24 protein-coding genes and 1 pseudogene are annotated in these 23,108 nt (G+C 63.0%); 14 read left to right on the top strand and 11 right to left on the bottom strand.

All coding sequences use genetic code 11. The features are described 5' to 3' along the window. The first annotated feature begins 36 nt into the window (after nt 1-36). Entirely contained in the window at nt 37-930 is an 894-nt protein-coding gene (locus QTI33_RS08390; RefSeq protein WP_286505330.1) for a hypothetical protein, read from the top strand. Nucleotides 931-961: 31 nt separating this feature from the next. Here the strand turns inward: QTI33_RS08390 and QTI33_RS08395 are convergent, their stop codons facing one another. Next, on the bottom strand, nt 962-1,666 hold the full coding sequence (locus QTI33_RS08395) for an HAD family hydrolase (protein ID WP_286505331.1): 705 nt from the start codon (nt 1,664-1,666) through the stop codon (nt 962-964). A 143-nt stretch (nt 1,667-1,809) separates the two neighbouring features. Here QTI33_RS08395 and QTI33_RS08400 point away from each other — a divergent pair, with 143 nt between their 5' ends. The 3 genes from QTI33_RS08400 (at nt 1,810) to QTI33_RS08410 (ending at nt 3,882) form a co-directional block, all read left to right on the top strand. After that, nucleotides 1,810-2,277, top strand: coding sequence for a PH domain-containing protein (locus QTI33_RS08400; RefSeq protein WP_286505332.1), 468 nt, complete (start codon nt 1,810-1,812; stop codon nt 2,275-2,277). Nucleotides 2,278-2,390: 113 nt separating this feature from the next. Continuing rightward, nucleotides 2,391-3,554, top strand: coding sequence for a glycosyltransferase (locus tag QTI33_RS08405; RefSeq protein WP_286505333.1), 1,164 nt, complete (start codon nt 2,391-2,393; stop codon nt 3,552-3,554). A 79-nt stretch (nt 3,555-3,633) separates the two neighbouring features. Beyond that, nucleotides 3,634-3,882, top strand: a complete 249-nt coding sequence (locus tag QTI33_RS08410) for a DUF378 domain-containing protein (protein WP_286505334.1) — start codon at nt 3,634-3,636, stop codon at nt 3,880-3,882. An 89-nt stretch (nt 3,883-3,971) separates the two neighbouring features. On the opposite strand, the gene QTI33_RS08415 is transcribed toward QTI33_RS08410, so the two are convergent. Both QTI33_RS08415 and QTI33_RS08420 read right to left on the bottom strand, forming a co-directional pair. Beyond that, on the bottom strand, nt 3,972-4,886 hold the full coding sequence (locus tag QTI33_RS08415; protein WP_286505335.1) for a manganese catalase family protein: 915 nt from the start codon (nt 4,884-4,886) through the stop codon (nt 3,972-3,974). A gap of 161 nt (nt 4,887-5,047) precedes the next feature. Further along, nucleotides 5,048-5,344 (bottom strand): hypothetical protein, encoded by a 297-nt coding sequence (locus QTI33_RS08420; protein ID WP_286505336.1) that lies wholly within the window; start codon nt 5,342-5,344, stop codon nt 5,048-5,050. A gap of 181 nt (nt 5,345-5,525) precedes the next feature. On the opposite strand from QTI33_RS08420, the gene QTI33_RS08425 reads away from it, so the two are divergent. After that, on the top strand, nt 5,526-5,912 hold the full coding sequence (locus QTI33_RS08425) for a hypothetical protein (protein WP_286505337.1): 387 nt from the start codon (nt 5,526-5,528) through the stop codon (nt 5,910-5,912). 31 nt (nt 5,913-5,943) lie between these two features. Here the strand turns inward: QTI33_RS08425 and QTI33_RS08430 are convergent, their stop codons facing one another. The 4 genes from QTI33_RS08430 to QTI33_RS08445 form a co-directional block, all read right to left on the bottom strand. Continuing rightward, nucleotides 5,944-6,471 carry a hypothetical protein gene (locus QTI33_RS08430; protein WP_286505338.1) on the bottom strand — a complete coding sequence of 176 codons (528 nt, stop codon included), beginning with the start codon at nt 6,469-6,471 and terminating at the stop codon, nt 5,944-5,946. 21 nt (nt 6,472-6,492) lie between these two features. Then, nucleotides 6,493-7,647: a zinc-dependent alcohol dehydrogenase gene (locus QTI33_RS08435; protein ID WP_286505339.1), complete on the bottom strand. Its 1,155-nt coding sequence runs from the start codon at nt 7,645-7,647 to the stop codon at nt 6,493-6,495. 63 nt (nt 7,648-7,710) lie between these two features. Next, nucleotides 7,711-9,108: a sigma-54-dependent transcriptional regulator gene (locus QTI33_RS08440; protein WP_286505340.1), complete on the bottom strand. Its 1,398-nt coding sequence runs from the start codon at nt 9,106-9,108 to the stop codon at nt 7,711-7,713. Between the two features lie 66 nt (nt 9,109-9,174). Next, a complete protein-coding gene (locus QTI33_RS08445; protein ID WP_286505341.1) occupies nt 9,175-9,537 on the bottom strand; it encodes a histidine kinase dimerization/phospho-acceptor domain-containing protein in 363 nt (120 codons plus the stop codon). Between the two features lie 229 nt (nt 9,538-9,766). On the opposite strand from QTI33_RS08445, the gene glf reads away from it, so the two are divergent. The 4 genes from glf (at nt 9,767) to QTI33_RS08470 (ending at nt 14,753) form a co-directional block, all read left to right on the top strand. Beyond that, on the top strand, nt 9,767-10,903 hold the full coding sequence (gene glf, locus QTI33_RS08450; RefSeq protein WP_286505342.1) for a UDP-galactopyranose mutase: 1,137 nt from the start codon (nt 9,767-9,769) through the stop codon (nt 10,901-10,903). Between the two features lie 205 nt (nt 10,904-11,108). Beyond that, nucleotides 11,109-12,551, top strand: a complete 1,443-nt coding sequence (rpoN, locus tag QTI33_RS08455) for an RNA polymerase factor sigma-54 (RefSeq protein WP_286505343.1) — start codon at nt 11,109-11,111, stop codon at nt 12,549-12,551. Nucleotides 12,552-12,770: 219 nt separating this feature from the next. Continuing rightward, nucleotides 12,771-13,100, top strand: coding sequence for a hypothetical protein (locus tag QTI33_RS08460; RefSeq protein ID WP_286505344.1), 330 nt, complete (start codon nt 12,771-12,773; stop codon nt 13,098-13,100). A 972-nt stretch (nt 13,101-14,072) separates the two neighbouring features. Continuing rightward, nucleotides 14,073-14,753 carry a response regulator gene (locus QTI33_RS08470; protein ID WP_286505751.1) on the top strand — a complete coding sequence of 227 codons (681 nt, stop codon included), beginning with the start codon at nt 14,073-14,075 and terminating at the stop codon, nt 14,751-14,753. Between the two features lie 268 nt (nt 14,754-15,021). Here QTI33_RS08470 and QTI33_RS08475 read toward each other — a convergent pair whose 3' ends face one another. Both QTI33_RS08475 and QTI33_RS08480 read right to left on the bottom strand, forming a co-directional pair. Next, entirely contained in the window at nt 15,022-15,408 is a 387-nt protein-coding gene (locus QTI33_RS08475; protein WP_286505346.1) for a response regulator, read from the bottom strand. A 45-nt stretch (nt 15,409-15,453) separates the two neighbouring features. Next, nucleotides 15,454-17,241 carry a S9 family peptidase gene (locus QTI33_RS08480; protein WP_286505347.1) on the bottom strand — a complete coding sequence of 596 codons (1,788 nt, stop codon included), beginning with the start codon at nt 17,239-17,241 and terminating at the stop codon, nt 15,454-15,456. Between the two features lie 194 nt (nt 17,242-17,435). Here QTI33_RS08480 and QTI33_RS08485 point away from each other — a divergent pair, with 194 nt between their 5' ends. The 3 genes and pseudogenes from QTI33_RS08485 (at nt 17,436) to ku (ending at nt 18,949) form a co-directional block, all read left to right on the top strand. Next, nucleotides 17,436-17,576, top strand: a complete 141-nt coding sequence (locus QTI33_RS08485; protein ID WP_286505752.1) for a hypothetical protein — start codon at nt 17,436-17,438, stop codon at nt 17,574-17,576. Between the two features lie 180 nt (nt 17,577-17,756). Then, nucleotides 17,757-18,161: a hypothetical protein gene (locus tag QTI33_RS08490; RefSeq protein WP_286505348.1), complete on the top strand. Its 405-nt coding sequence runs from the start codon at nt 17,757-17,759 to the stop codon at nt 18,159-18,161. 19 nt (nt 18,162-18,180) lie between these two features. Further along, nucleotides 18,181-18,949: pseudogene (gene ku / locus QTI33_RS08495) on the top strand (non-homologous end joining protein Ku). Nucleotides 18,950-19,125: 176 nt separating this feature from the next. On the opposite strand, the gene QTI33_RS08500 reads toward ku, so the two are convergent. Both QTI33_RS08500 and QTI33_RS08505 read right to left on the bottom strand, forming a co-directional pair. Further along, the gene (locus QTI33_RS08500) at nt 19,126-19,791 is read right to left on the bottom strand and encodes an HAD family hydrolase (protein ID WP_286505349.1); all 666 of its coding nucleotides are present in this window, start codon (nt 19,789-19,791) and stop codon (nt 19,126-19,128) included. Nucleotides 19,792-19,913: 122 nt separating this feature from the next. Then, entirely contained in the window at nt 19,914-20,075 is a 162-nt protein-coding gene (locus QTI33_RS08505) for a hypothetical protein (protein ID WP_286505350.1), read from the bottom strand. An 873-nt stretch (nt 20,076-20,948) separates the two neighbouring features. On the opposite strand from QTI33_RS08505, the gene QTI33_RS08510 reads away from it, so the two are divergent. Next, on the top strand, nt 20,949-22,112 hold the full coding sequence (locus QTI33_RS08510; protein ID WP_286505351.1) for a sensor histidine kinase: 1,164 nt from the start codon (nt 20,949-20,951) through the stop codon (nt 22,110-22,112). 500 nt (nt 22,113-22,612) lie between these two features. Next, nucleotides 22,613-22,840: a hypothetical protein gene (locus tag QTI33_RS08515; protein WP_286505352.1), complete on the top strand. Its 228-nt coding sequence runs from the start codon at nt 22,613-22,615 to the stop codon at nt 22,838-22,840. Nucleotides 22,841-23,108: the final 268 nt, after the last annotated feature.

Genomic DNA, 23,108 nt, shown 5'->3' on the forward strand with positions numbered 1-23,108 from the left:
TTCGTACGAGCCGGAAGAAACTCCCTTCATCCGGAAATGATTGCCGAAGACCCTGATCGAAACTGGGATTGCTGCGTCAATGGGTGGGAGGCCCCCCCAGGCAGCACGGCCCGGGATTTCGGTGCCGAGCGCTTTCAGCCTGGCGCCCTGAACAAATTCGAGGCCTTTTCCGACATGTGTCGCGGCTCGGCCGCGGGCGTCGGCTACCGCTACGTGCTGATGATCGATGACGACCTTCGGTTCAAGCCAGGGGATGTGTCGCGCTTCTTCGAGCACTGCGAGCGCAACGACCTGTTCCTGAGCCAGCCCGCGATTGCCTGGGGCAGCAACAGCAATCACCTGATCAATATCTGCAACCCCGTGTGCACGGTGAGGGGGGTCAATTTTGTCGAGGTCATGGCCCCGTGCTTCTCACGCGAGGCGTTGGACCGGCTGCTGCCGACGTTCCTGCTCACGCGGTGCACCTGGGGCATCGACTACGCATGGTCCTCCCTGCTCGACGGGCTCGGCCGGATCAGCATCGTCGATGCAGTGGCCATGGACCACACCAAACCCATGGACCGTGCGGAAGGGCCGTTCTATCGCAAGCTGCGCAGCATGAACGTCGACCCCGACGAAGAGCTTGCCGAGGTGGTTCGCACCCATGCGTCTTGGGGGGAGATGCAATCGCTGAAGGGAGGGCATCGTTACCGGTGGCCTTTGCCGCAGGCGCTGAACCAGCACTTGGTCGCCTGGATGGAAAAGCACAAGATCCAGCAGCATCTGGCGCGGGGTGGCACGATCGCGCCGCAAAGCCCGGTGAGCCCCGGGACACCGGTCACCCCCGCGCAGGCAGCCAAGTTTGCCGACCCGACTGCGGCCTCGGTTCCGCGTGCTGCCGGCGTGACGACCCTGGCCACGCTGGCGGATGGACTGGTGCGGCGCGACTGAAGAGGGGTTCCGGGGCGCCGCACTCTCGCCCTCAAGCGAGCAGTCGCGCGACGGCATGCAGGTCCGGCAGCACGGCCAGGCATCTGGCACGCATTTCCGGGGTCGGCGGGAGAAGGTCGGGCACCATGATGACCGGCATTGCTGCCGCGGAGGCGGCACGCACACCGTTGTACGAATCTTCGAGCGCCAGGCAGCGGGTAGGCGGACAGCCGAGTCGTCGCGCCGCGAGCAGATAAAGGTCGGGCCACGGCTTTCCCTGCGCGACATCGTCGCGCGTGACGACCGTGCTGAACCAATGGGCCAGGCCGGCGCTCAGGAGGTGGTGCTGCGCCTTGGAACGGCTCGATGAGGTGGCGACTGCGCGCGGCGTGCCGGCGGCGTCGAGTTGGGCAAGCAGGGCCGCTGCGCCAGGTTGCATCTGCATCGCCCCCGCGTCAATCTGCGCCTGCAGGTGCCGCGCTGCGCCCTCGAACAATGCGTCCGCAGGTACGTCCGCGCCATAGCGCTCGATCAGCAGGGCACGGCAGCCGTCCAAGGGCACGCCGATCATCAGCGAGCAGACAGAATCCGACAAGGCAAGCCCAACTTCGGGTCCGGCAAGCCGCAGAGCTTGCCGAGCAAGAATTTCCGTATTGATAAGCAGTCCGTCCATGTCGAAGACGACGGCGCAAGGCTTGGCCGACATCACTGGGAGCTGGCCATGGGGCAGCGTCGTGCCATTGCGGACCGGGTTCACGAGAGAGCTTTCATGAGGTGGGTCATGTTGCAACACATGCAGCCGTCGAGCAATCGGCGCGCCCCCTGCAATGGGCATCTGGTTTGCTCAGGGGCAGGCCGACGCTCTTCAATCCTAAGGCTGGGGCCATCTTGCTCGAATACATGAACGTGAAGGACAACACCCGATACCGGTCGGAGGTCGCGACCGTCTGGGTCGTGCTGGCGGCGGCCTGCGTCTTCGCCTTTTACGTCGGCTGCGCGCTCAGTTCGGAAGGGGCCGGGATGGGGTCCACCCTGCGCTCGGCCGCGCTGGCCGTGTCGGTTGCTCTGGTGGCCGGGGCGGTGCCGTGCCGCTACACGTTGACGCCCGATGCGTTGCGCTTGCAGGCCGGCTTCTACGTGCGCGAGATCCCGTACACGGACATCTTGGCCGTCACTCTCGAACACGGCTGGACGTGGGCGCCCGCTCTGTCTGCGAACCGCATCGTGTTGCACCATGCAAGCGGCAGCGTGCGAATCTCGCCGGTGTGCCAACCTCAATTCCTCGTCGACCTGGCCCGCCGCCTGCAGGGGACGCGGGGATCGGACCTGCGGCTCGATCTCGCGGCCTCCGCCAAGACGCAACCATAGCGGCGCATGTTCGTCTGCAGCGCACAAGTCGCTGCGCGCAGCGGGAACCGCCGGCGCGGCACGCCGCTTGCCTTCAGGAAGCTCGTCCCTCGTTCAATCAACCTCGCCGCCCCATGACCCACCTTGTCGTCTTCTCCCACCTACGTTGGGACTTTGTTTTTCAACGTCCACAGCACCTGCTGTCGCAGTTGGCTCATCGATTCCCGGTGCTGTTCGTCGAGGAGCCGATTCCAGGTGCGGCGCACGCGTCGCTGGAGCGAATCCATCCGTGCGCCGGCGTCGAGGTCTTGCGCCCGCACCTGACGGGCAAGGCGAAGGGCTTTCATGATTCACATATCGTCGAAATGCAGGCGCTCATCGCAGACTATTTGCACAGGTTCGGCATCGATGACTACGGTCTGTGGTTCTACACCCCGATGGCTGTCCCGTTGGCGTCCGGTCTGACACCGCGTGTGATCGTCTACGACTGCATGGACGAGCTGGCCGCGTTCAAGGATGCGCCTCGCCAGCTGATCCAGCGCGAGAACGCATTGTTCAAGCAATGCGACCTCGTTTTCACTGGCGGGATCAGCCTGTTCGAGTCCAAGCAATCTCGACACTCCGACGTCCACTGTTTCCCGAGCAGCGTCGATGCGGCGCATTTCGCAGGGGCATCGGCGCATCGGGCAATGCCGAATGCAAGCCCTACGCTCGGCTATTTCGGGGTGATCGACGAGCGTCTCGATCTCGGATTGATCGAGACGCTGGCATGCGAACGTCCGCAATGGCGGATCCAGATGGTCGGTCCCGTGGCGAAGATCGACCCTGCCAGCCTTCCCCGCTGTCCGAACATCGAATGGAGCGGTCAGCGGCGCTATGAAGAATTGCCCACGGTGATGGAGAACTGGGATGTGTGCCTGCTCCCTTTCGCGCTGAACGAGTCAACGCGCTACATCAGTCCCACCAAGACGCTGGAGTACCTAGCGGCCGACAAGCCTGCCGTGAGCACGCCGGTGCGTGACGTGGTGCGTGGTTACAGCGGCATCGTCGCGATTGCCGCCACGCCTTGGGAGTTCATCGAAGCATGCGAGAAAGCGTTGGCGCGTACCACGCAAGAACGCTCCCAGGACCGTGTGGACCGCGCCGCGATCGTGGCGCGGACCTCGTGGCTGCGCACCGCTAAGCACATGGGCCAGTTGATCGAGGCGCGCCTGGTCGCGTCATCCGCTCCCGCCAACGACGCGTCGACGTTTGCTGCGCGGCAGAGTGGAAGGCCCGCGGCGGCCGAGGCTGTGTGACCGCTGGACCGCACGGGGCGACGCGGCATACCCCTTGCCCGCCCGAAGCGCTTTTTCCAACTTTCTCTCTGGATCATCTATGCCTATCACCCGTGAAGACCTGACTCGTGGGATCGCGCCGCGCTTGCGCCTCTCGGCAATCGACTGGATTGCGATGGTCCTGATGATCGTTGGCGCCGTAAACTGGGGGCTGCTAGGCGCCTTGAACGTCGATCTGGTCTCGGCCCTCTTCGGCTCCATGACCATGATCAGTCGCGTTGTCTATGTGCTCGTCGGTGCGGCTGGCCTCTACGGCATTTTCACGCTCGTATGGCCGCGCAAGCAATGACGCGGCAGCAGCCGCACTGCTTAACAGGGGATGCATAACGGCACGGGGCGCATGTGCGCCCCGTGCGGAAGGTCAGGGGCCGGCAGCGCCTACTTGGCGAGTTGTTCCCTTTCCATATCTTCTTCTGCCAATGCCTGCTCTCCCATGCCCAATTCAGCGCCGGTCAAAGGATCGATCGTAGGGTTCGACTTCGTGCGCGCCGACATGGTCGCGACGACCGCTTCTTCGTCCGGGCCCAACAGGACCGATGCCGTGCCCTCGCCGCCGTCGACCGCCGCTGCATCCTTCGCCTGCACCACATTCCAGCGCTCGCCCCCGTTCCAGGGACCTTGCGGGCTACCGTCCGGATCGGACATCTTGAAATACACACTCGTGAAACGCGGGTCCCCGGGGAGCTTTCCCGGCGGAAAGTTGGGTTCGATGGCGTACAGCGCTTTCTCGAATGACTTCTGGTGCGCAATTTCGCGGGTCATCAGGAAGCCGAGCGCTTCCTTCACTCCCGGGTCGTCGGTGAGATTGATCAGGCGCTCATAAACGATCTTGGCACGTGCCTCGGCGGCGATGTTGGACCGCAAGTCGGCGGTGGGCTCCCCGATGGTGTCGATGTAAGCGGCCGTCCAGGGCACCCCGGCCGAGTTGACCAGCGGCGGGCCACCACCGTACAGCACCTGTGTGATGTGGCTGTCATTACCGGCCGCCGTTATTGACCGGTAGATTTCGCCCTCCTCCTCGACGCCTTCGGCCAGCCGGCCCTTGGCGCCCTTGTTGAGCATGCCGACGATGGTGCCGATGATCTCGAGATGGCTCAGCTCTTCGGTGGCGATGTCGAACAGCATGTCCTTGCGACCTGAATCGTCCTCGCCGATGGCCTGCGTGAAGTAGCGGCACGCGGCGGCGAGTTCCCCCTGCGCACCACCGAATTGTTCTAGCATCAGGTTGGCCAGGCCGGGATTCGTCTCGCTCACCCGGACTGTGTATTGCAAGTGCTTGTTGTGTGAAAACATTAGGATATCCTTTGCGTGAGGTTGTGGATCGGCCAACTCGGCCGCCGCATCTGAGCCGGCAATCCGCGTGCCTCTTCTCAACGCCTAGCCGCTGAGTTCGTCGGGCTGAAGCGTGGTCCACGCATTGCCGGCCATGGCCTGCGCGTTTTCAATCAATTCCCTCAGGGTTCCCTCGGGAACCATTCCCCGAAGCGCCCGATCAGCACAGCGTCGACCCTCACTGGCGCGTCCTTCACGCCGAGGAAGTAGTTGCCGTAGGCGTCGCGCGGCGTGGCGGCGTCGATTTCCTCATAGCGCGTCGCAAACCAGCGCCAGATGGCCGTCTTCTGCAATTCGGGGGCGGCGGAGCGCAGCCATTGTTCGTCCGGCTCGAAACGTGGTTGCGTGGTGTCGCCGGCTTCGGGCGGCAGTTCGTACAGGATGCCGCCGGTCAGTTCGTCGGTGGCCAGTCGTGTCATTGGGGGACCTCTCTCAGTGGGGGGGTCCTTGTCGAGGCAATCGCCATGCCGGCGCGCTCCGGTGCCATTCGCATCGTCCGCCTCTCCTACAGGCACGTTGCACAACGCCCGACCGCGTCGGTTCGCTCGCGCTGCACCATCGAAGTCTCAAACCCTTTGCGCCCTCATCAGGAGACCTTCCATGACCAAAACGAAGCCCGCCGCAGCCGCTCCCCATCACGACTCGCCTGCGTTGCACGGGGAAGCGCCGCCGAAGGGTAAAAGTAACCGGGCCGCAGGCGAAACCCGGTGGGCCCAGGCCAGCGCCGACGGACTGCAACGCGAGGTGCCACAACAGCCCAACGAACTCGATGAATCCGCCAGCAGCCAGGAAGCATCGAACGCGTCGATGGACGTCATCGGCCAACTGGCGCATCACGATGCAGTCGCCGGCGTGGATACCGATCGCGGGCCGGTGATGGATGCCGTCTACAACGGCCCCGTCACCGAAGGCCATCGGGTCGGCGACGAGGAAAAGGTGCACGGCGAGCGCGATCCGACCAAATCCACTTCGTCGCCTACACCCTGACGCGCTGCCCGTCGAAACGCCCCAGGCCCGCCTACCTCCTTGCGGAGACCCGGGCCGGGGCGGGGGTCTCGCTCCGTCGACGACGCGGATTCCTGCGCAGACGTAGATAGACGACTCCCAGTACGACGCCTAACACCAGAGCCTTGCGAACGGCCCCCGCGGGGTTGTGCTTGAGTTCAGCCCGCCCGCCCATCTCTGCGTATATGTTGGGAATATGTCCGCGGGTGAGGTCGGCGACCAGGCCTTCTCCCACGTCGACGCGGTCGGCCAGCAAAAGCAGCAACCAGTGCCGAAGATCGCTCTCGCTGAACCCGAAGGCGAAGCGCCGGACGCTCCCGCTCAGCCCCCGGGGCGTAGGACCGGACCCGAAAAGAGGTGGTCGGGCCGGATATTCGATCGACTGGAGCACCTCGATGTGTTGGCGCTGCGGCTCGGGCTGATCCCAATGAACGCCTTCAAGGCGGGCGGGCATGCGTTCCTTCGGATAGGCGGGCCGGCGAGCGGGGTCGAGGTCGGCGCCCCACCCCTTGATGTGCGCGTACTTGGCGGAATTTTCCATCGCAGTTCCTTGTGAGGTCTATCAGCTGGCGACGCCAGGGGGGATCAGAACCGCCTTGATGCAGTTGTCCAGCTTGCTCGAGAAGATGTGATAGGCGTCTGCGACCTCTTCGAGCGGCATGCGGTGAGTGATGACCCGGTGCGGCTCGATGCGTCCCTCCTGGATGTGCTCAATGAGCCGCGGCAGGTGCCGCTTCACGCTGGCTTGGTTCATTCGCAGCGTAAGCCCCTTGTTGAGCGCGTTACCGATCGGCACCATGTTGAAAGTCGGGCCGTAGGCGCCGACGATCGACACGTTCCCCCCCTTGCGCACCGAATTGATGGCCCAGTGCAGCACGGTCGCAGCGCCCGCCTGAAGCTTGATCTTGACGCCGGTCAGGCTTTGCAGCGCGCTGCCGCTGGCCTCGGCACCGACGCAGTCGATGCACACGTCAGGCCCCAGCCAGTCGGTCATCTTCTTCAAATGAACCGCCATGTCGTCGACGTATTTGAAGTCGACGATTTCGCACTGGGCGAACTTGCGGACGAAGTCGAGCCGGTAGTCGACGCAGTCGATGACGATCACGCGCCCCGCGCCCAACAGCCACGCAGACTTGGCGGCGAAGATACCCACCGGGCCCGCACCGAACACGACGACCGTGTCTCCCTCCCGGATCCCACCCATCTCCGCGGCCTGGTAACCGGTCGGAAACGCGTCCGTGAGCATCACGGCATCCTCGAGCAGCATTTGATCGGGAATCCGGGTGGGACCGACGTCGGCCATCGGCACGCGCACGTACTGCGCCTGGCCCCCCTGGTAGCCGCCCGCGGTGTGCGAATACCCATAGATGCCGCCCACCGCGGTCGCCTGTGGATTGACGTTGTGGCAGTTTCCGTACAGTTCTCGCTGGCAGAAGTAGCAGGTGCCGCAGAAGATATTGAACGGCACCAGCACCCGGTCGCCTCGTTTGAGGTTGCGCACCGACTCGCCGACTTCGATCACGGTTCCGACGAACTCATGGCCGAAGGTGCTTCCGACGCGCGTGTCCGGTACCAGCCCGTGGTAAAGATGGAGATCGGAGCCGCAGATGCACGAGCGCAAGACCTGGACGATAGCGTCGTTGGGATGCTCGATCTGCGGTTCCGGCGTTTGGACGGCGCGTACGCGGTACGGACCTCGATAGCTCATTGCCAGCATGTAATTGCCTTTGAAGCTTGGGTCGGCTTTTTGGGCACGTGGCGTGCCTGCGTCGTCCGCCGCTCAGCGCTGGTAGTCTTTCAGTCTTGTATAGAGCGTCTTCGTGCTGATGCCCAGCAGCGCAGCCGTCCGCTCCTTGTGCTGGCCGCAGCGTTCGTAGTTGGCGAGGATGACCTGGCGCTCGATGTCCGCCAGCGGCGTGCCCAAAGCCACCGTGATCCGATCCGCGCCCGCCGGCGCGGGCGTTGGATCAAGCGCCAGGAGGTCAGGGGCCGCCGGGTCGACGGCCGGCGATGCTGACGGGTTGCCGCCCGACGGCAGCCACTCTTCGTCGATGACTTCGCCGGTGGCCATCACCCAAGCGCGCTGGATCGCATTTCGCAGCTCGCGAACGTTGCCGGGCCAACGGTAGTTGCGCAGGCCGGCCAGCGCTTGCGGAGTCATCTGCTTCACCGCGCTCTCCTGTTGGCCGAGTTCATGTAGGCAACGACAGGCAATCAGCTCGATGTCCTCGCCACGCTCGCGCAGCGGCGGCAGTCCGATCGGAAAGACATTCAGCCGGTAAAGCAGATCCTCGCGCATGCGACCCTGTTCCACCTCGTGGGCCGCCTCACGGTTGGTGGCCGCGATGATGCGAACGTCCGTCTGTTGCAACTCGGTGGATCCGACCCGCATGAAAGTGCCAGTCTCGAGCACTCGCAACAACTTGACCTGCAAGGCGAGCGGCATCTCGGTCACCTCGTCCAGGAACAAGGTACCGCCATGGGCCTTTTCGAAGAACCCTTTGTGCTGCCGCTCCGCCCCGGTGAAGGAGCCGCGCTCGTGGCCGAAGATCTCGCTTTCGATCAGGTGCGAGGACAGCGCGCCGCAGTTCACCGCCAGAAATGGTTGCTCGCGCCGGCGGCTGAGGTCATGAATCGCGCGCGCCACGAGTTCCTTTCCGGTGCCGCTCTCGCCATGTATGAACACCGTGACGGCGGTGCCCGCGACGCGTGAAATCTGCTGGTAGACGCGTTCCATTGCCTGCGAGCGCCCGGTCAGCTGCGCAAAAGTTCCGCTCTCCTGCCACGCTTGGCGGACTTCGTCGAGCTCGGCGCGCAATTGCGAGGGGGCGATCAGACGTGCCAGCACACCTTTCAGGTGGTCCGGATGGATCGGCTTGACCAGGTAGTCCGCGGCACCGAGCCGCAAAGCCTTGATAGAGGTTTCGAGGCTGGCGTGTCCAGTCATGAGGACTAACACGGTGTCGCGCAGGACCTCAGTGTCTTCGAGCAGCTCAAGCCCATGGCCGTCGGGCAGGTGCAAGTCCAGAAGCAGCAGATCGGCGCGCTGCATGGCAAGCTTCTGGCGTGCCGCTCGCAGCGAAGGCGCATACATGACAGTGTGCCCCTTCCGTGCGATGACCGCCCCGATCATCCGTGCGGAGTCTTCGTCGTCCTCGACGATCAGCGCATGGCTCACAATATTTCCCCGTCGGTTGCTCCGATCTCCAGCAGTGTCATGGCGATCGAATCCGCCACTGCAAGTTCAATCGCCCAGGCGCTGTGAGAGCAGGCGCAACCTGTCTGTCAGAGTGGTCAGACGCGCCAGTTGCCTTCGAAGTACGTCCAAGGCTTCCTGTTCAGTGGTTGCGTCGCCGCTGTTCAACAATTCGAGAGCAATTGCCATCGCCCCCAAGGGCGTGCGAAGCTCATGGTCGAGTCGCTGCGCCTCCCGCGCCTCTTCAGACCGGCGGGCCCGCACCTCGGCCAGCCGGACGTTTGCTTGGCGGGTCCCCTCGGGCGTGCCACGCCCCAGCCACGCGAGGCCGCCCAGACCCACCAGCAGCCACCAGCCGACATTCCGGCTCCTCGGAACCGAACGAACCGGCGAACTCTGAATGTTTTTCATGGCAAGAGCCAGTGTTGTGAGGTGCGTGGTGGCTGCGTGTAGGCCATCGCCCCTCGCTCGCGCAGTACTCAGGCCACCGCGGGTGGATGCGTGCGTCACGGTGACTTTGCCGGGCGAACAGCATCTCGGCAAACCCGCTCGGCTGCCCGTCCGGGGTCGCCAAGCTTCTTCACAAGGCACGCCGGTTGCCCTGGAGAGAACTTCAACTTTATTCTTGCGAGAGCTCTCCATGCACTTCTCATCTGCCGGTAGCGGGCGCTTTGACTATCTGATCGTGGGCGGCGGCTTCGCCGGCTGCGTGCTTGCGGAGCGGCTGGCCAGCCAACTCGGACGCCGCGTGCTGATCGTGGACCGGCGCGATCACATCGGCGGCAACGCCTATGACGGCTTGAACGAAGCCGGCGTCATGGTGCATCGTTACGGACCGCACATCTTTCACACGAATTCATCGGCGGTGTTCGAGTACCTCTCGCAGTTCACCGAATGGCGCCCTTACGAACATCGCGTATTGGCCGAGGTAGACGGCCAGCGCCTTCCGATGCCGATCAATTTGACCACCCTCAACCGCCTGTTCGGACTGACGCTTGACTCCGCTGGCGCAGCGGAATTCCTCGCCGCACGAGCGGCCACCAGCGCACGCATCGAGAGTGCGCGGGACGTGGTCGTGAGCCAGGTGGGCGAGGAGCTGTACCGCAAGTTCTTCGAGGGCTATACGCGCAAGCAGTGGGGCCGGGATGCCTCCGAGCTCGACAGGTCGGTCACGTCGCGCGTGCCGACTCGCACCGATGCCGACGACCGCTACTTCCAGGACAAGTTCCAGTTCATGCCGCTTGCAGGCTATACCCGGATGTTCGAGCGCATGATCGATCACCCCGATATCACGTTCATGCCAAGCACCGATTATGCGGACGTGAGGCACACCATCGCGCACGACCACCTGGTCTATTCGGGGCCGGTCGATGAGTACTTCGACTTCTGCTATGGCCGTCTGCCTTATCGCTCGCTACGCTTCGAACACGCGACGCTCGAACAGGAACGTTTTCAGGAGGTGGCGGTGGTCAACTATCCGTCGCCGGAAGTTCCCTTTACCCGCATCACAGAATACAAGCAACTCACCGGGCAGCAGCACCCCTGTACCAGCATCACGCGCGAGTTCCCGACCGCCCACGGTGACCCTTACTACCCGATCCCGGCACCCGAGAACGCGGCACTGTACCGGCGCTACGAGAGCCTCGCCGAGAAGACGCCTGGCGTCACATTCACCGGACGACTGGGTACCTACCGGTACTACAACATGGATCAGGTCGTCGCACAGAGCTTGAAGCTTTTCAGCCGTCTCGCAGAGCAGGCCAGCGTTGCCGCGTGAGGCAGGCTGTTGCTTCCCGCTGCCCGCAGGCAGAGGCGCCCGCCGGCAAGCACCCACCGGCAAGCACAACGAGATGTTCCGGTAAATTTTTCCGACGTGGCGCGCAAAGCAATGCGCGGAACGAACTTTGTTGCCATTCAGCAGGGCTCTGGCACGAATTTTCTTGGCACGAGGGTTGCGTCATGGGCTGGCCAACGGAGATTTCATGAGCGCCCCGAAAATGCAAGCCCGCCTCTCGCAAACGGCCTCCTTTTCGCCGCGGCTCCAACAGGCCGTCCGATTGCTTCAGATGTCTACGATGGACTATGCGCAAGCGCTTCTCGAGGCCGCACAGGCCAACCCGTTCCTTGAGGTCGACGACAGCGCCGTCCCCTCAGCGGATGAGGACCGGCTGGCGGACGCACCTCTCACGATTCCTGGAGATGCCGAGATCGACTGGGCGCAGCGGCTGGATCGAATGGGCGATCAAGGTCCGCCGTCTGCCCAGCGCCTGTCCCATGACGAGAGTTTCGACCATCTGCAGCATGCACCCGCCCCCGTCAGCCTGCGCCAGCATCTTCATGCGCAACTGGGCGTGCTCCGGCTGGACGCTCGCGACGGGGCCTTTGCGCGCGCTGTGGTCGAGGCTTTGGACGACGACGGCTATCTGCGCGTCTCTCTCGAGGAGCTGGGCACCGCATTCGGTGAATCAGGCGTCGACGAGATGCGCGAGTGGCGGATGGCCCTGCGCCGCGTCCAGGCGCTCGACCCATTGGGCGTAGCGGCACGCACCGTTTCGGAGTGCTTGTCGCTCCAGTTGGAGCGCGCGAATGACCCTGCACTTCGCACCCTCGCACGGCGCATCGCGCGCGATCACCTGGACCTCCTTGCCGCCCGCAAACTCGCCAAGTTGAGCGCGCTGCTCGGGACAGAGGATGCTGCCGTGCAACGCGCCGTGGAATTCATCCTCGGCTTGGAGGCGCGCCCCGGTTCGCGGTTCAGCGAAGGGGCTGCCCGCATCGTGGTGCCGGACGTGATCGTGCGCAAGGTCAGGGGGGTCTGGAAGACGGCGCTCAACGGATCGGCGATGCCGCGTGTGCGCGTTCACGAGTCATACGCCGAGATGTTCGAAAAGCACCGTCAACACGATGATGCGGCGCTGAAGGATTGCCTGAACCAGGCCCGTTGGACCGTGCAGAACGCCGCCCAACGGGTCTCGACGGTTCTGGAGATCGCGATGGCGATCGTAGAGCGGCAAAAGCTCTTCCTCGAATATGGCGAGCTGGCTATGAAGCCGCTCGGTCTGCGCGAGGTGGCTGATGAAGTGGGCGTGCATCCTTCCACTGTGTCGCGCGCCGTGCACCACAAATACCTGGCGACACCGCACGGCGTTTTCGAGTTGCACCACTTTTTTTCACGCGGGATGGTCCATTCAGGCGGTGGTGAGAGCGCTCCGATCGCACTGCAGGCTCTTATCCGCGACCTCATCGGGAGCGAGAGCGCAGATACGCGATGGAGCGACGCCGCGCTGGCGCGTGAACTCTCACAGCAGGGCTTTCGCATCGCTCGCCGAACGGTCACCAAATATCGGCAGGGCCTCGACATCGAGTCCGTGGAGCGTCGACGGGGCGCGAGCGACCTTCGACTCGCTGCAGGCTTGTCGTCCTGAGGCGTTGCGACGCTGTCGCGACACCTAGCCGCGCCCGAAACAGTTGCTCCGCGATCGCGCGAGCGAGCGGACAGTTCTGAGATTAGTAGCTTCAGAAAGCGGTACTCGACCCGCTCATTACTCACGGTACAAGTCGACGTTCACCGACAAGAGTCGAGCTCCAAAACGACCCATATCGGTCCATGTCGAGAGCCCCATTCCAGACGAAAGGAGAATCCAATGGACAATCTGAGCGACTCCCCCACCTTGCCGATCACCGAACTCTCTGACCGCGCCCATCAGCGAGCAGAACTTGAGGACGGCTACCCTCCCAAAACCTACACCCGAGCTTCGGTGCCTGCCCGGCCAGTCGACGACGTGGGCGGGGCCCGCGCCGCGGACAGGCAGCCCGCTGGCCCACTCGAGCGGATGCCCTTCGTCGGGCAAACTGCAAAGTTCGTCGCTGCTAAACCGCTGCAGTCGATTGGAATCGCAGCGGTTTGCGGATTCCTCTTTGCAGTGGCGTTGAACGGTCTTCTGATGCGCCCGCACCCCTCGTTCGACATTTGACACTCGCGGCCCGCCCGTAGGGCCAGCGTGCGCGCGTGGAGGGCGCCGTCCTACTGGCGGGAAGCGGTCGCACCTGGATTCACCTGTCTCAGTTCTCATTGGCTATGAAGATCGATACAGAGATCGTTCACCCGTGGCAATCTTTCAAGACAATGCCTCTCGCTCATTTTTCAGGGACGAATTTACTGACGGTGACCGATACAGGATCGCTTGCAGGGAAAGACTCTTCAACTCCGGAGTCGAGAGCCTCCTCCGAAGGCACCAACACCGTAGGCGCGTCGGCCACAGGGAGGGGACTATGGGACTGGGCGGTCGGGAAAGGCCACGGAGCTGGGGATAAGTCAGGCATGGAAATCCTTTCTAGGTTTTGCCCAGTGTTGCGCCCCCTGACGTCGCCCCGATCGGCCTCCCGTCGGTGCCCTTGCTGTTGTGGAAGCGGCGCTTTTGTATATCTGGGTTTAGTACTGCTCATTTAGTAATGTCCTTCTTGACCAAATTTACGACCACGCGTATCGACGCCTAACCACTTGACGCGTAAGCCGCTTAGAACAGCGGTTCGTAGAAGCCGCACTGAAGGGCGCGGCCTTGGCAGAAGCAGATGATCGAAGCGGTCTGCGCAGCTGGGCGCTGCCGGAAGAGGAAGTGTGTACCGAGTGCTCTCCCAGGAGCGAGATTTAGGAGTCGTGCTCCTCGGGGCAAACGGCAAGCCCAAGTCGGTTTCCCGGTGTGAGCGCCCGGTGTTAGTTCTTCCCTTGCCGGTGGGAGGCTGTAAATTGCTGGCGCTGCATTCCGCGGCACGCCGTTTGCCCTATCAGGTTTTTCGCAAAATGACGCTGGCCCCAATGATCCCTCGCATCCGCATTGGCATTGCCGACGATCACGCCCTTGTTCGACTGGCCTTGCGCGACCTTCTAGCAACCCACAACGACCTGTGCGTGGCAGGTGAGCGATGGAGAGGCTGCCCTGGCGCTGGTGGCGAGAACGCCCATCGATGTACTCATCTTGGACGTGGCCATGCCTGCACGGAGCGGTCTCGACGTTCTGGCCTGGCTGCAGATCCGTGCGCCTGAAGTGGCGATCCTCGTATTCACCGGGCACCCGGCCGACCCATTTGCGGGCTTTGTCATGCGCATGGGCGCGCGGGGCTTTCTGAACAAGCTCTGCGACCCGATAGAGGTGGTCCACGCAGTTCGAACCTTGGCGAATGGCAAACACCACTTTCCATCTGAGGTGGCTGAATTCTTGGCCAAACAACCGCCCCGGTGCGCCCCACCGCACCGGCACTTAACAGACCGGGAGTTTCAGGTCTTCTACCGGTTGGCGATGGGAGAACGGGCTTGCACGATTGCAGCCGAGCGGTTAACAGCGTTAGCCGAAACCGCGCTCGGGCGATGGCCAAGCTCCAGCTCAAGTCGCGCAGCGAGCCTACCTATTACGCCCTTAAACATGGCCTACTGGCATAGAGGGGTACGTCAAGCGCAATGCGACGTGCGAAGGGATTTCAAACTCCGCGGCAAGTTTCGGCCGCCGCTGCGGCTCCACGTGCTCGGGCCTCCCCCCTTTACGCAGGTGGGACAAAGCGCCGCTGCTCATAGGAACATTTGCCCCAAGCCCATTCGCCATTACGGCAGCAAACGCGCACCGTTGATCTGAATTGCCTCGATCTAATTACCAGATATATGAAGCAGTCTCTATTAGACTTCCTCGGGCTCCTTGCCAAGTCTGCATCGCCAGCGTACGTCTCGCGCAGGTCAAAGCTGCGAAAACTGCGGCGTCTGCAGCGGCAGGGGTTTGTAACAGCAACCTTTTATCCGCCCGCTCCTTGCAAGTCACAATTCGCCCGTATGGATAGCGTTACAACCTTGGGCGCCGAATGGATCAAGCTCCATCGCAAGCAGCCAACAACGACCACCCGTTCTGCTCAGACTCGATGATTTGGAGGCAAGGACTGGCGCACAGCAAGGCAGTACTCGATGAAATCTTCCATCTGCGAGGATTTGTCGAAGAAAGCGTCAGCACCCGCCTCGCAGGCACGCGCGGCCACCGGTTCCCGCACGTAGTTCGAAATCATCACCACCTTCTGGGCGGGCGAGCGTGTCTCGCAATGTCGGAGCAGTGCGAACCCGTTCCCTTCCGCCAAGAACAGGTTCACAACCGCCAGATCCCAACCGTCATGATGCCCTTCCAACCACGTGATCGCTTCGAACTGTGTTCCGCATTCGAAAACGATGTCCCCACCCATCGGTCGCAATATTTGCGACAGCAAGCTGCGCAGTTTGCGATCGTCCTCGGCGAGAACCACCTTCATTGTGCCTCCCGTACTCTGCTTGGTGCAGGCGCGCGCCACTCCTTGTCACACCCCCACGAACCTGTTCAACCACGCCACGATGCAGGCCGCCGCATCCTCACGGCACGAGGGTGCGCCACTGCCGAGAAAGGCATGAGTTTCGCCCGGGTACAACACGAGTTCGGCCGGCGTATTCCCCGCACGCGAGAGACTCACGAATAGCTCCTCGGACTGACACTTGGGGCAACGCTCATCTTCCTTGCCTTGCAGAAACAGCGTCGGCGTTTCCGATTTTTCCACATAGTGCAACGGCGAAAGCTCCCGCGCCTTCTCGCGGTCGAACATCGGCTTGCTCGCCACATAGAAAGGGTCGGCATAGTAGCCTCCATCGGAAGTTCCATAGTGAGTTTCAATGTTCCCTACTGGCGCCATGACGACTGCGGCGCTGAAAGCGTTCGACTGCCCCGTGGCCAGCGCGCTCAGGACCTGCCAGAAGACGTTTGTATCGAAATCCAGAAGCGCATAGGCGGCCGGCCCGCCGTGGGCGTCGACCAGCAAGGGCGACGGCCCGAGGCGTCCTTGCTGTCGCAATAGCCAACCCTCGATCCTCTCGATGCCGCCGTGGCCATCGGGCACTTCGAATTCCAGCAACTGCACATCGATGGCCTGCCGGTCGCCCCACCAAGCGTTAAGGTTGCTCGACTTCTTCTCGTCCCGTCCGTCTCGCGCCGCCGACCATAGCTCGCAAGGCAGCGACGGATGATCGACCGTGAACGCGATGTGTGTCGCGTTGCAATCAAAGATTCCGATTTGGCGGTCACCTTGGGAGAGCACCTCGAACGATTCCCTCCCGACATCGAGCATCACCACTTGATGACGTCCGCGGAAGGCACGTGTGAGCACCAGACGGGCATCGTCCACCCAATGCAGGGCTGCCGGATGCGCCACGTCCAGTGTGGCCTCGCAAACTGTGCGAGCTTCGCCCGTTGCGACATCTAGCAGCCACAGGCGCGGCTCGGCGTCGCCTTCCTCCTCGGCACTGGTAAAAGCGATGATGCGGCCGTCCGGCGACCAGGCCGGGTGCATCACGATGGCAATGTCCCGCGTCACCCGCCGCGCATCCCGCCCGAGCGGGCCGCAAATCCACAGGTCGTTGCTATGAGCGAAGCGGCCGTCACGCGATCGCGAGTAGGCGATGGAGCCGTCGCGGGCGACATCAAAGGCAAGCACATCGAACGCACCTTGGGAAAGCTGTATGTGGTCGCCAGTGGTCGCATCGACGCGAAACAAATGGAACTGCCGCCGCAACAGGTAGCCGACGCCATCCTCTTTATATGGGAGGCGCCAGGCGACTTCTGGCGCGCATTTCTTGCGCGCCACTTCCAACTGCTTGCCAATGTTGCTTTGGCCCGACTGGCCCCCCGTGCCGCCGCTCAAGCTGCGGGTGTCAGGGTCATCGACCACCGCTGCCGTCACCACGAGGGCGTCGCCTGCCGGCATCCAGCGCAAGTCCGACACGCTTTGCGGCAGCCTGCTCAGTTGCTTGGCCTCGCCACCGTCGATGGCCAGGATGTGCACCTGCGGGGAGCCTCCACGATCGGACAGAAAAGCCAATTGGCGGCCGTCGGGTGACCAGCGTGGCGAGTTGTCGTCTCCGGTCCCGCGGGTTAGCTGCGACGCATCCCCTCCAGCGAGTGAGAACTGCCAGATCGAGGAAGCGTACTTGTCGTTTTCCTGATCCACCGACCTCACTGAGCAGGCCGCCACCGCGCGGTCCGGGTGACATTCAATGTCCGTTATTTTCCTCTGCAGATACAGATCCTCGGGACGGAAAGTTCGCTTTGTGTGGTCCATGACAGGGAGCCCTCCATTCGCAATTTCGTCAGCGCTTGAATGGTGTTGCCTCCCCTGCGCGCTTGCGTAAGATTGTTCGCAATTCTCTCGTAGGAGGTGGAACGGGCTGCCGCCAAGCTGCGGCGATCGTGAGACGTGTGCACATTTCTGAGCCGCTGCACCCAAAAAGGACTACAGGGCAGAAAAAGTTCGATGTGACTGAGGCGCAGCTGAAAGAAGCTATTGCGGCTGTCGGGGCCCGCCCCACCGACGTGGAGCTGCATCTGAGGGGTTCTCGAAGCACAACGAATGTCGAGCGCGTCGACGAAGCCCTAAATTCTGACGCCAAGACCTGAAGGCAGGTGCCTTGTTTCGCTTGGCGGCGGGCGGAGCTGGAGGCGCCGCAGGCTGCCAGGGGCTCCGACGACGCGCTTCGGCGTAAGGCCGTTCCCTACAGCACGGGCGCGTCTTGTCAGCTACCCTTTAGAGAACTCGGGCGGCGGAGCGGTGCAGCACGCGAGTCGCCTGGTCCTGTCATGAAAAAATCTTTCCTCCAGCCACTGCGCAAGGTCACGGTCTACGTCGAGGAGACAAGCCGGGGGGCATTCCGTTGGGTTATGGGCGAACTGGAGGCCCCGACCCATTGGCAGCTGTTTGAAAGCGGCAGGGACAGCTTCAAGACTTATCACGCTGCGATGGCGGCCGGCTTGCTCGCACTGGAGGGGCAGGTCGCCGACCTAGAAAGAGGACCGCGCGCCGAGCCATCCAAGCTTGGCCTAGCAGATGGCGCCGCTACCCCTTCCGATGCAGGAACCGAAGCGGCTGACGACCCGTCCGATAACACCGAGCACGCGTCGCGGTACGACGACACACCCGGCGGTGACATGGCCGCCAAGCCTGGCCGGCGGGCCATGGTGTTCGGATTTGGTCCTATCTCTTAACTTCGAAAAGGCTCCCATCATGGCAACCAGGACTCTCTGGAAAGGCGCGATTTCGTTCGGCCTCGTGCACATACGTGGTTATCTCTCCCGAAGAAATAGAGGCCGTCTATCCGCGCACCACGCAGACCATCGAGATTCAGCGCTTCCTCGACGCCAATGAAATCCCGTTCGTCTATCTAGAGCGGCCCTACTACGTCGCACCGATCAACAAGGGCGAGAAGGTGTACGGCCTGCTCCGCGAGGCCCTGTCTCAATCGGGCAAGGTGGGTTTGGCCAAGGTCGTCATCGCGACCAAACAGCATCTCGCGGTGCTCGTGCCCTCGGGCGACGTTCTGGTGCTCAACCTGTTGCGATGGGGTGACGAGGTGAAGCCCACCGACGAACTCGAGGTGCCCCGCGCCGGCGTGAGGGGCGCCAAGGTCACGCCGGCAGAGCTGAAGATGGCGCAGCAACTCATAGAGGAAATGTCGGGGCGGTGGGAGCCCGAGGCCTTCAAGGACGAGTTCAAACACGCGGTGATGAAGATCGTGGACCGGAAGGTGAAGGCCGGCGAAACCGAGACCGTGCTGCAGCCCGAGGAGCAGGCGCCGTCCGACAGCTCCAACGTCCTCGACCTCACCGAGTTGTTGCAACGCAGCCTCAAGGGCGGCAAGGCCGGATCGCCTGCGAAGGAACTTGCACAGGAGGTTCAAGGCCGCGGCGGCAAAACAGCGGCCAGGAAGACCACCGGGAGGCCCTCGGGCAAGACCGCAACCTCGCCGTCTAAGCGCGCGCGCAAAGCGGCATAGTGGCACGGAACAGCGTCGGGCGAAGCCCATCTATCGGGGCGCCCTCATTGACGCTGCTGGTCTTCGAGCTACAGCAGAAGTGCGATGCCGAAGCGCTTGGAGGACGCGCGGCGCAGCCCGCCCGCATTAGGCGGCGGCGCCTTGGCTGCGGATGGGCCAAGACCGCCCAACTGTCCTCAGGGCGAAAGCCAGGCCTCAGGCCACTTGGACAGCAACGCAGCGGGGTCGTCGTAAATGCCGATCGCGTTCGAAAAGTCACCGTCTTTCCACCACCCGCCGCACCGAACGATCAGCGTGGCCACGTTGGCCCGCCGAGCTGCCTCAATGTCGTATGGTGTGTCGCCCAGCATGACGACATGCCGAGCCGGAGCGCCGGCCTTTTGGAGCGCCGCATCGACGATATCCGGGTCGGGCTTCGAGCGACTTGCATCTTCGGAGCTGACCGCGTGCTTGATGAGATCCCCCACACCGGCCTGCTTCAGCAGGAGGTCCAGCTCTGCGCCTGCCGAGGTCGCTACGATCAGCTTCAACCCTTCTGACAGCATGCGTTCGAGCAGTGCGCGCGCGCCCGCCGTCGGCTGTAGCGTGGGAAGATAGCTGTCGACGAACAACGCCGTGCGCTCCGCCGAGATCTCCGCGTACGCTGGTTGATCTTTATCGATCCCGGTGAGTTCAGGCAACAACTTGTCGCCGCCCTTGCCGATCAGCGGGCGGACCTGTGCATAGGTGCATTCTTGGCCGCGACGCGTGAGCACCTCGACCCAACTGCGCGCATGCGCGTCGTTGCTGTCGAGCAAGGTCCCGTCGATATCGAGCAGCACTGCTTTCAGCGTGATGCGCATATGCTCCCCTTAACGCTGGAGCGCGAGCGATAGGTCAACCGGCTGGGATCAGGATCGATCATCCTGCTCATCTCGGTCGTCGTCCAGAGCCGGGGCAGTGACCGGGTCCACGCTCATATCCTCTACATAGGCAAGCAGCGCCTCAGGGAATCGAACGTTTCCTCGCCGGCCTCGAGGTCAAGCCAGACAGCGGGATCGTCAGTGCTCTCAAGCATGACCCAGAGGTAGTTGTGTGCGCTCGGGCTGTCGACGAAAACGGCAAGTCGGCGGTAGGGGTCGGTCATTCGCGCTCTCCTTTAAAGCTGTCGCGGCTTGCCCGTTTCGCGCTGCTGGCGGCTCCACCTCGGCATAAAGCACCCTACCCGGCCCGCGGTGTCCTGCCTGTCAGCCGACTCCCCGAGACGTTGGATTCTGGTAGGTCAGGACTCTCACGGCCTTTCCTTTATGACGTCGAAGTGGCAGAACGTGCCCGGCCGGAACAGGGTCTCGTGCGACGCGCCCCGTCCAGGTGCTTGGTGACGACGTCGTTTCGCTTTGCGCCCGCGGCCAAGGCATGTCTTTCGGTGTCGATGATGCGCCGTGCCTTGGCAAGGCCGTGTCGAGAAAGCCGCGGCCCAATCCAGCTCCGGCGTCAGCCAGCCACGCCCTTCGCGACTGTCACCGGCCCGTCGTCGGGCATCAGTCTGGAGTTGGCGTGCTGCTGCGCAGACCGCGGCTTCGGCCTGCGGATCGCCGCCGACGGGAGCCGCTTGATGCGGCCGCGAGGCTCTGCGGCGCTACCGCGGTAGAGGCCCGACCTCGCCACGCTGGGCGGTCAGCGAGGCCGGACAAGGCCGCGGCTCGGGATCCGCCGGAACCTGCCGAGGCCGCCCACAGGACGGCGATCTGGAGCGAGGGCGCAAGGTCGAGTACGAGCTGCGGTGGGTCGAGGGCCTCCAACGCTATGCCGCGTCGCTACTGTCCACCGGCGGTCCCATGCGCTGGCTGGCGACCACAACGTGGTACAGACCGATGACGACCCTGCGCCACCGAACCTGGCGGTGCGTGGCATCCAAAAGGCAATTGACCACGCGTCGGCCTGGGCAATATCGACGCTCAGACGTGTGGGGACCTGCGAAGGAGCGGCGTACCATAGGGCTAACTTGCAAAGGGATACCATGCGGCTGGCGGATTTCATCGATAAGAACGCTGACGAGATTGCAGACGCAGCGGAACAATTCGCCGCCACGCTTCTGCCGGCGGCGGCGCACCTGGATGCAGAAGCGCTACGCGATCACATGCCGCACGTTCTAGCGGCAATGTCTGCCGACCTTCGTTTGTTCCACAGTGCCGATGAGCGTCGCTTGCGATCTCTTGGTCGCTGTCCGGTTTCCAAAGACGCATCCGGTACGGCTTCGCAGGCCCATGCGCTGCAGCGCGCCAAAGCAGGTTTCGACATCGAGCAACTGGTGGCCGAGTACCGAGCGTTGCGCGCCGGCGTTTTGCGCCTTTGGCTGTCGTCGCAGCAGGCTCTGGACGAGGACAGTGCTGACGAGATTGTCCGCTTCAACGATGCGATCGACGAGTCGATTGCTCAGTCGGTGGCTGTTTTCTCTGCAGAGGTCGAGCGTTGGCGCAATGTGTTTCTCGGTGTCCTCGGGCATGACCTGCGGGGCCCCCTGAACGCGATCCTCCTGACCTCAGAGGTGTTGTCAAGGCTATCCACCGAAGAACCTGTGTCCCAGGCGACGACGAGGCTGATACGCAGCGGCCAGCGTATGAAAGGCCTGCTGGACGATCTCCTCGAGTTCAGTCGTGCTTCACTCGGGATGGGCATTTCAGTTCAACGTCGTTCTTCGGAGCTCGCCCAGGCATGCCGCGATGAGCTCGATGTGCTGCGTGCGGCGCTGCCAGATCAAAAGCTAAGCTTCCACGTCGAAGGGCCGTGCGATGGTGAGTTCGACGCCTCTCGTGTTCGCGAGGCCCTCGGTAACCTTGTTTACAACGCGGCGCGCTACGCGCGCCCCCACTCTGAGATCGTTGTGAAGCTACAGGGCGACTCAGATGAGATTGTCCTCTCAGTGGCCAACTCGGGTCCAGCGCTGGTGGATGCCTCGCTCCATGAACTGTTTGAACCTTTGCGGCGGGGTGCCGAGGCTGGAGAGGACGATCAGGCCAGCCTTGGCCTGGGCCTCTTCATCGTGAAGGCGATCGCCCAGGCACACGGGGGAAAGATCGCGGCCACGTCCGAGTCGGGCATCACGATCTTCACTATGAGCTTGCCTCGCTTTGCGAGCGGAAGTCCAAGGTTCACAAGACCCGTGCCCGGCGAGCAGGACTAAGTCATTTGCTGCCTGATGGCCGATGCGCGAGACTTTCGGATGGTCGCCTTTCGCCTGGGGGTCGCCGAACTGCACCGTATGCGGCAATCCTGGCCCGATTCGAGGTCTTGTGGCTGGCAATCAGCGATTGTCCCGACCACCCCCGAGCAGCGACGCAGTACGGCAGATTGTCAGTGCTCTTCGGTGGGATGCGCGGTTCGGGCAACCCGGGATAGCCGCGAGTAAGACGGCTGCGCGGTCATGCTCGACGTCCTTCCACAGACAACGACTGTGCGTCCCTTGCAAGAGGGGAAGTCAGGCATTTATTTATTAGCACAATGTTGTACCCGTGTGCGACATGTCGAGGCCTGCTCCGCTTGTGCCCGGTCTGAAGGCTGGTAAGCTCTATGCGCCGGCCGTCAGAGCCGGCTGTCCTGAGCGGCTTTCTTTTGTGCCCTAAGCCGCGGAGCTTGCTTGGCCCCATCAGTCCTGTCGATGCACCTGAAAGCCGGAGGTGCATTGTGCTGCGCAACCAGTTCAAGTCTCAGTTCGCTGCGTGGCAGCAGGCCGAGCACGAAGCCCAAGAGGCAGAACGCCGCGTCTATTCAGCCCATCGAGGATTAGCTAGCCGAAAGTCCCTGGCGCCGGCAGAGATCGCAGAGGTCGAGGCGCTTCAGGTTCGCGCATCCCGCTTGCTCGCAGCCTTTTTGGAAGACATCCGCATTCGCGCAGCGTCGCTTAGGGCCTGAGCGGCGTACTCGGCGCGCTAGGCTCCGGATTCGCTGCACGCTTTGACGGCAGCGAGCGAGGGGGCGGCACGGTCGCCCGCCAATCTGCCACTACTAGATCTTCGCCCGCTCTAAAAAAACAGGCCAAAAAGCCAGGCGCGAGCGTTCCATGAGGGGCTCTTGCCCGGGGCCGCGGCTGGATCGAAGGGCGGTGTCCTGCCCCCATTCGACGCCTGATCGAGTCGGATATCGTGCCGGACCCGTCGTGCAAGGTGCGTGCGCGGCGTTA

The sequence above is a fragment of the Variovorax davisae genome (assembly GCF_030316845.1).
GTDB classification, from domain to species: Bacteria; Pseudomonadota; Gammaproteobacteria; order Burkholderiales; family Burkholderiaceae_C; genus Variovorax; species Variovorax davisae.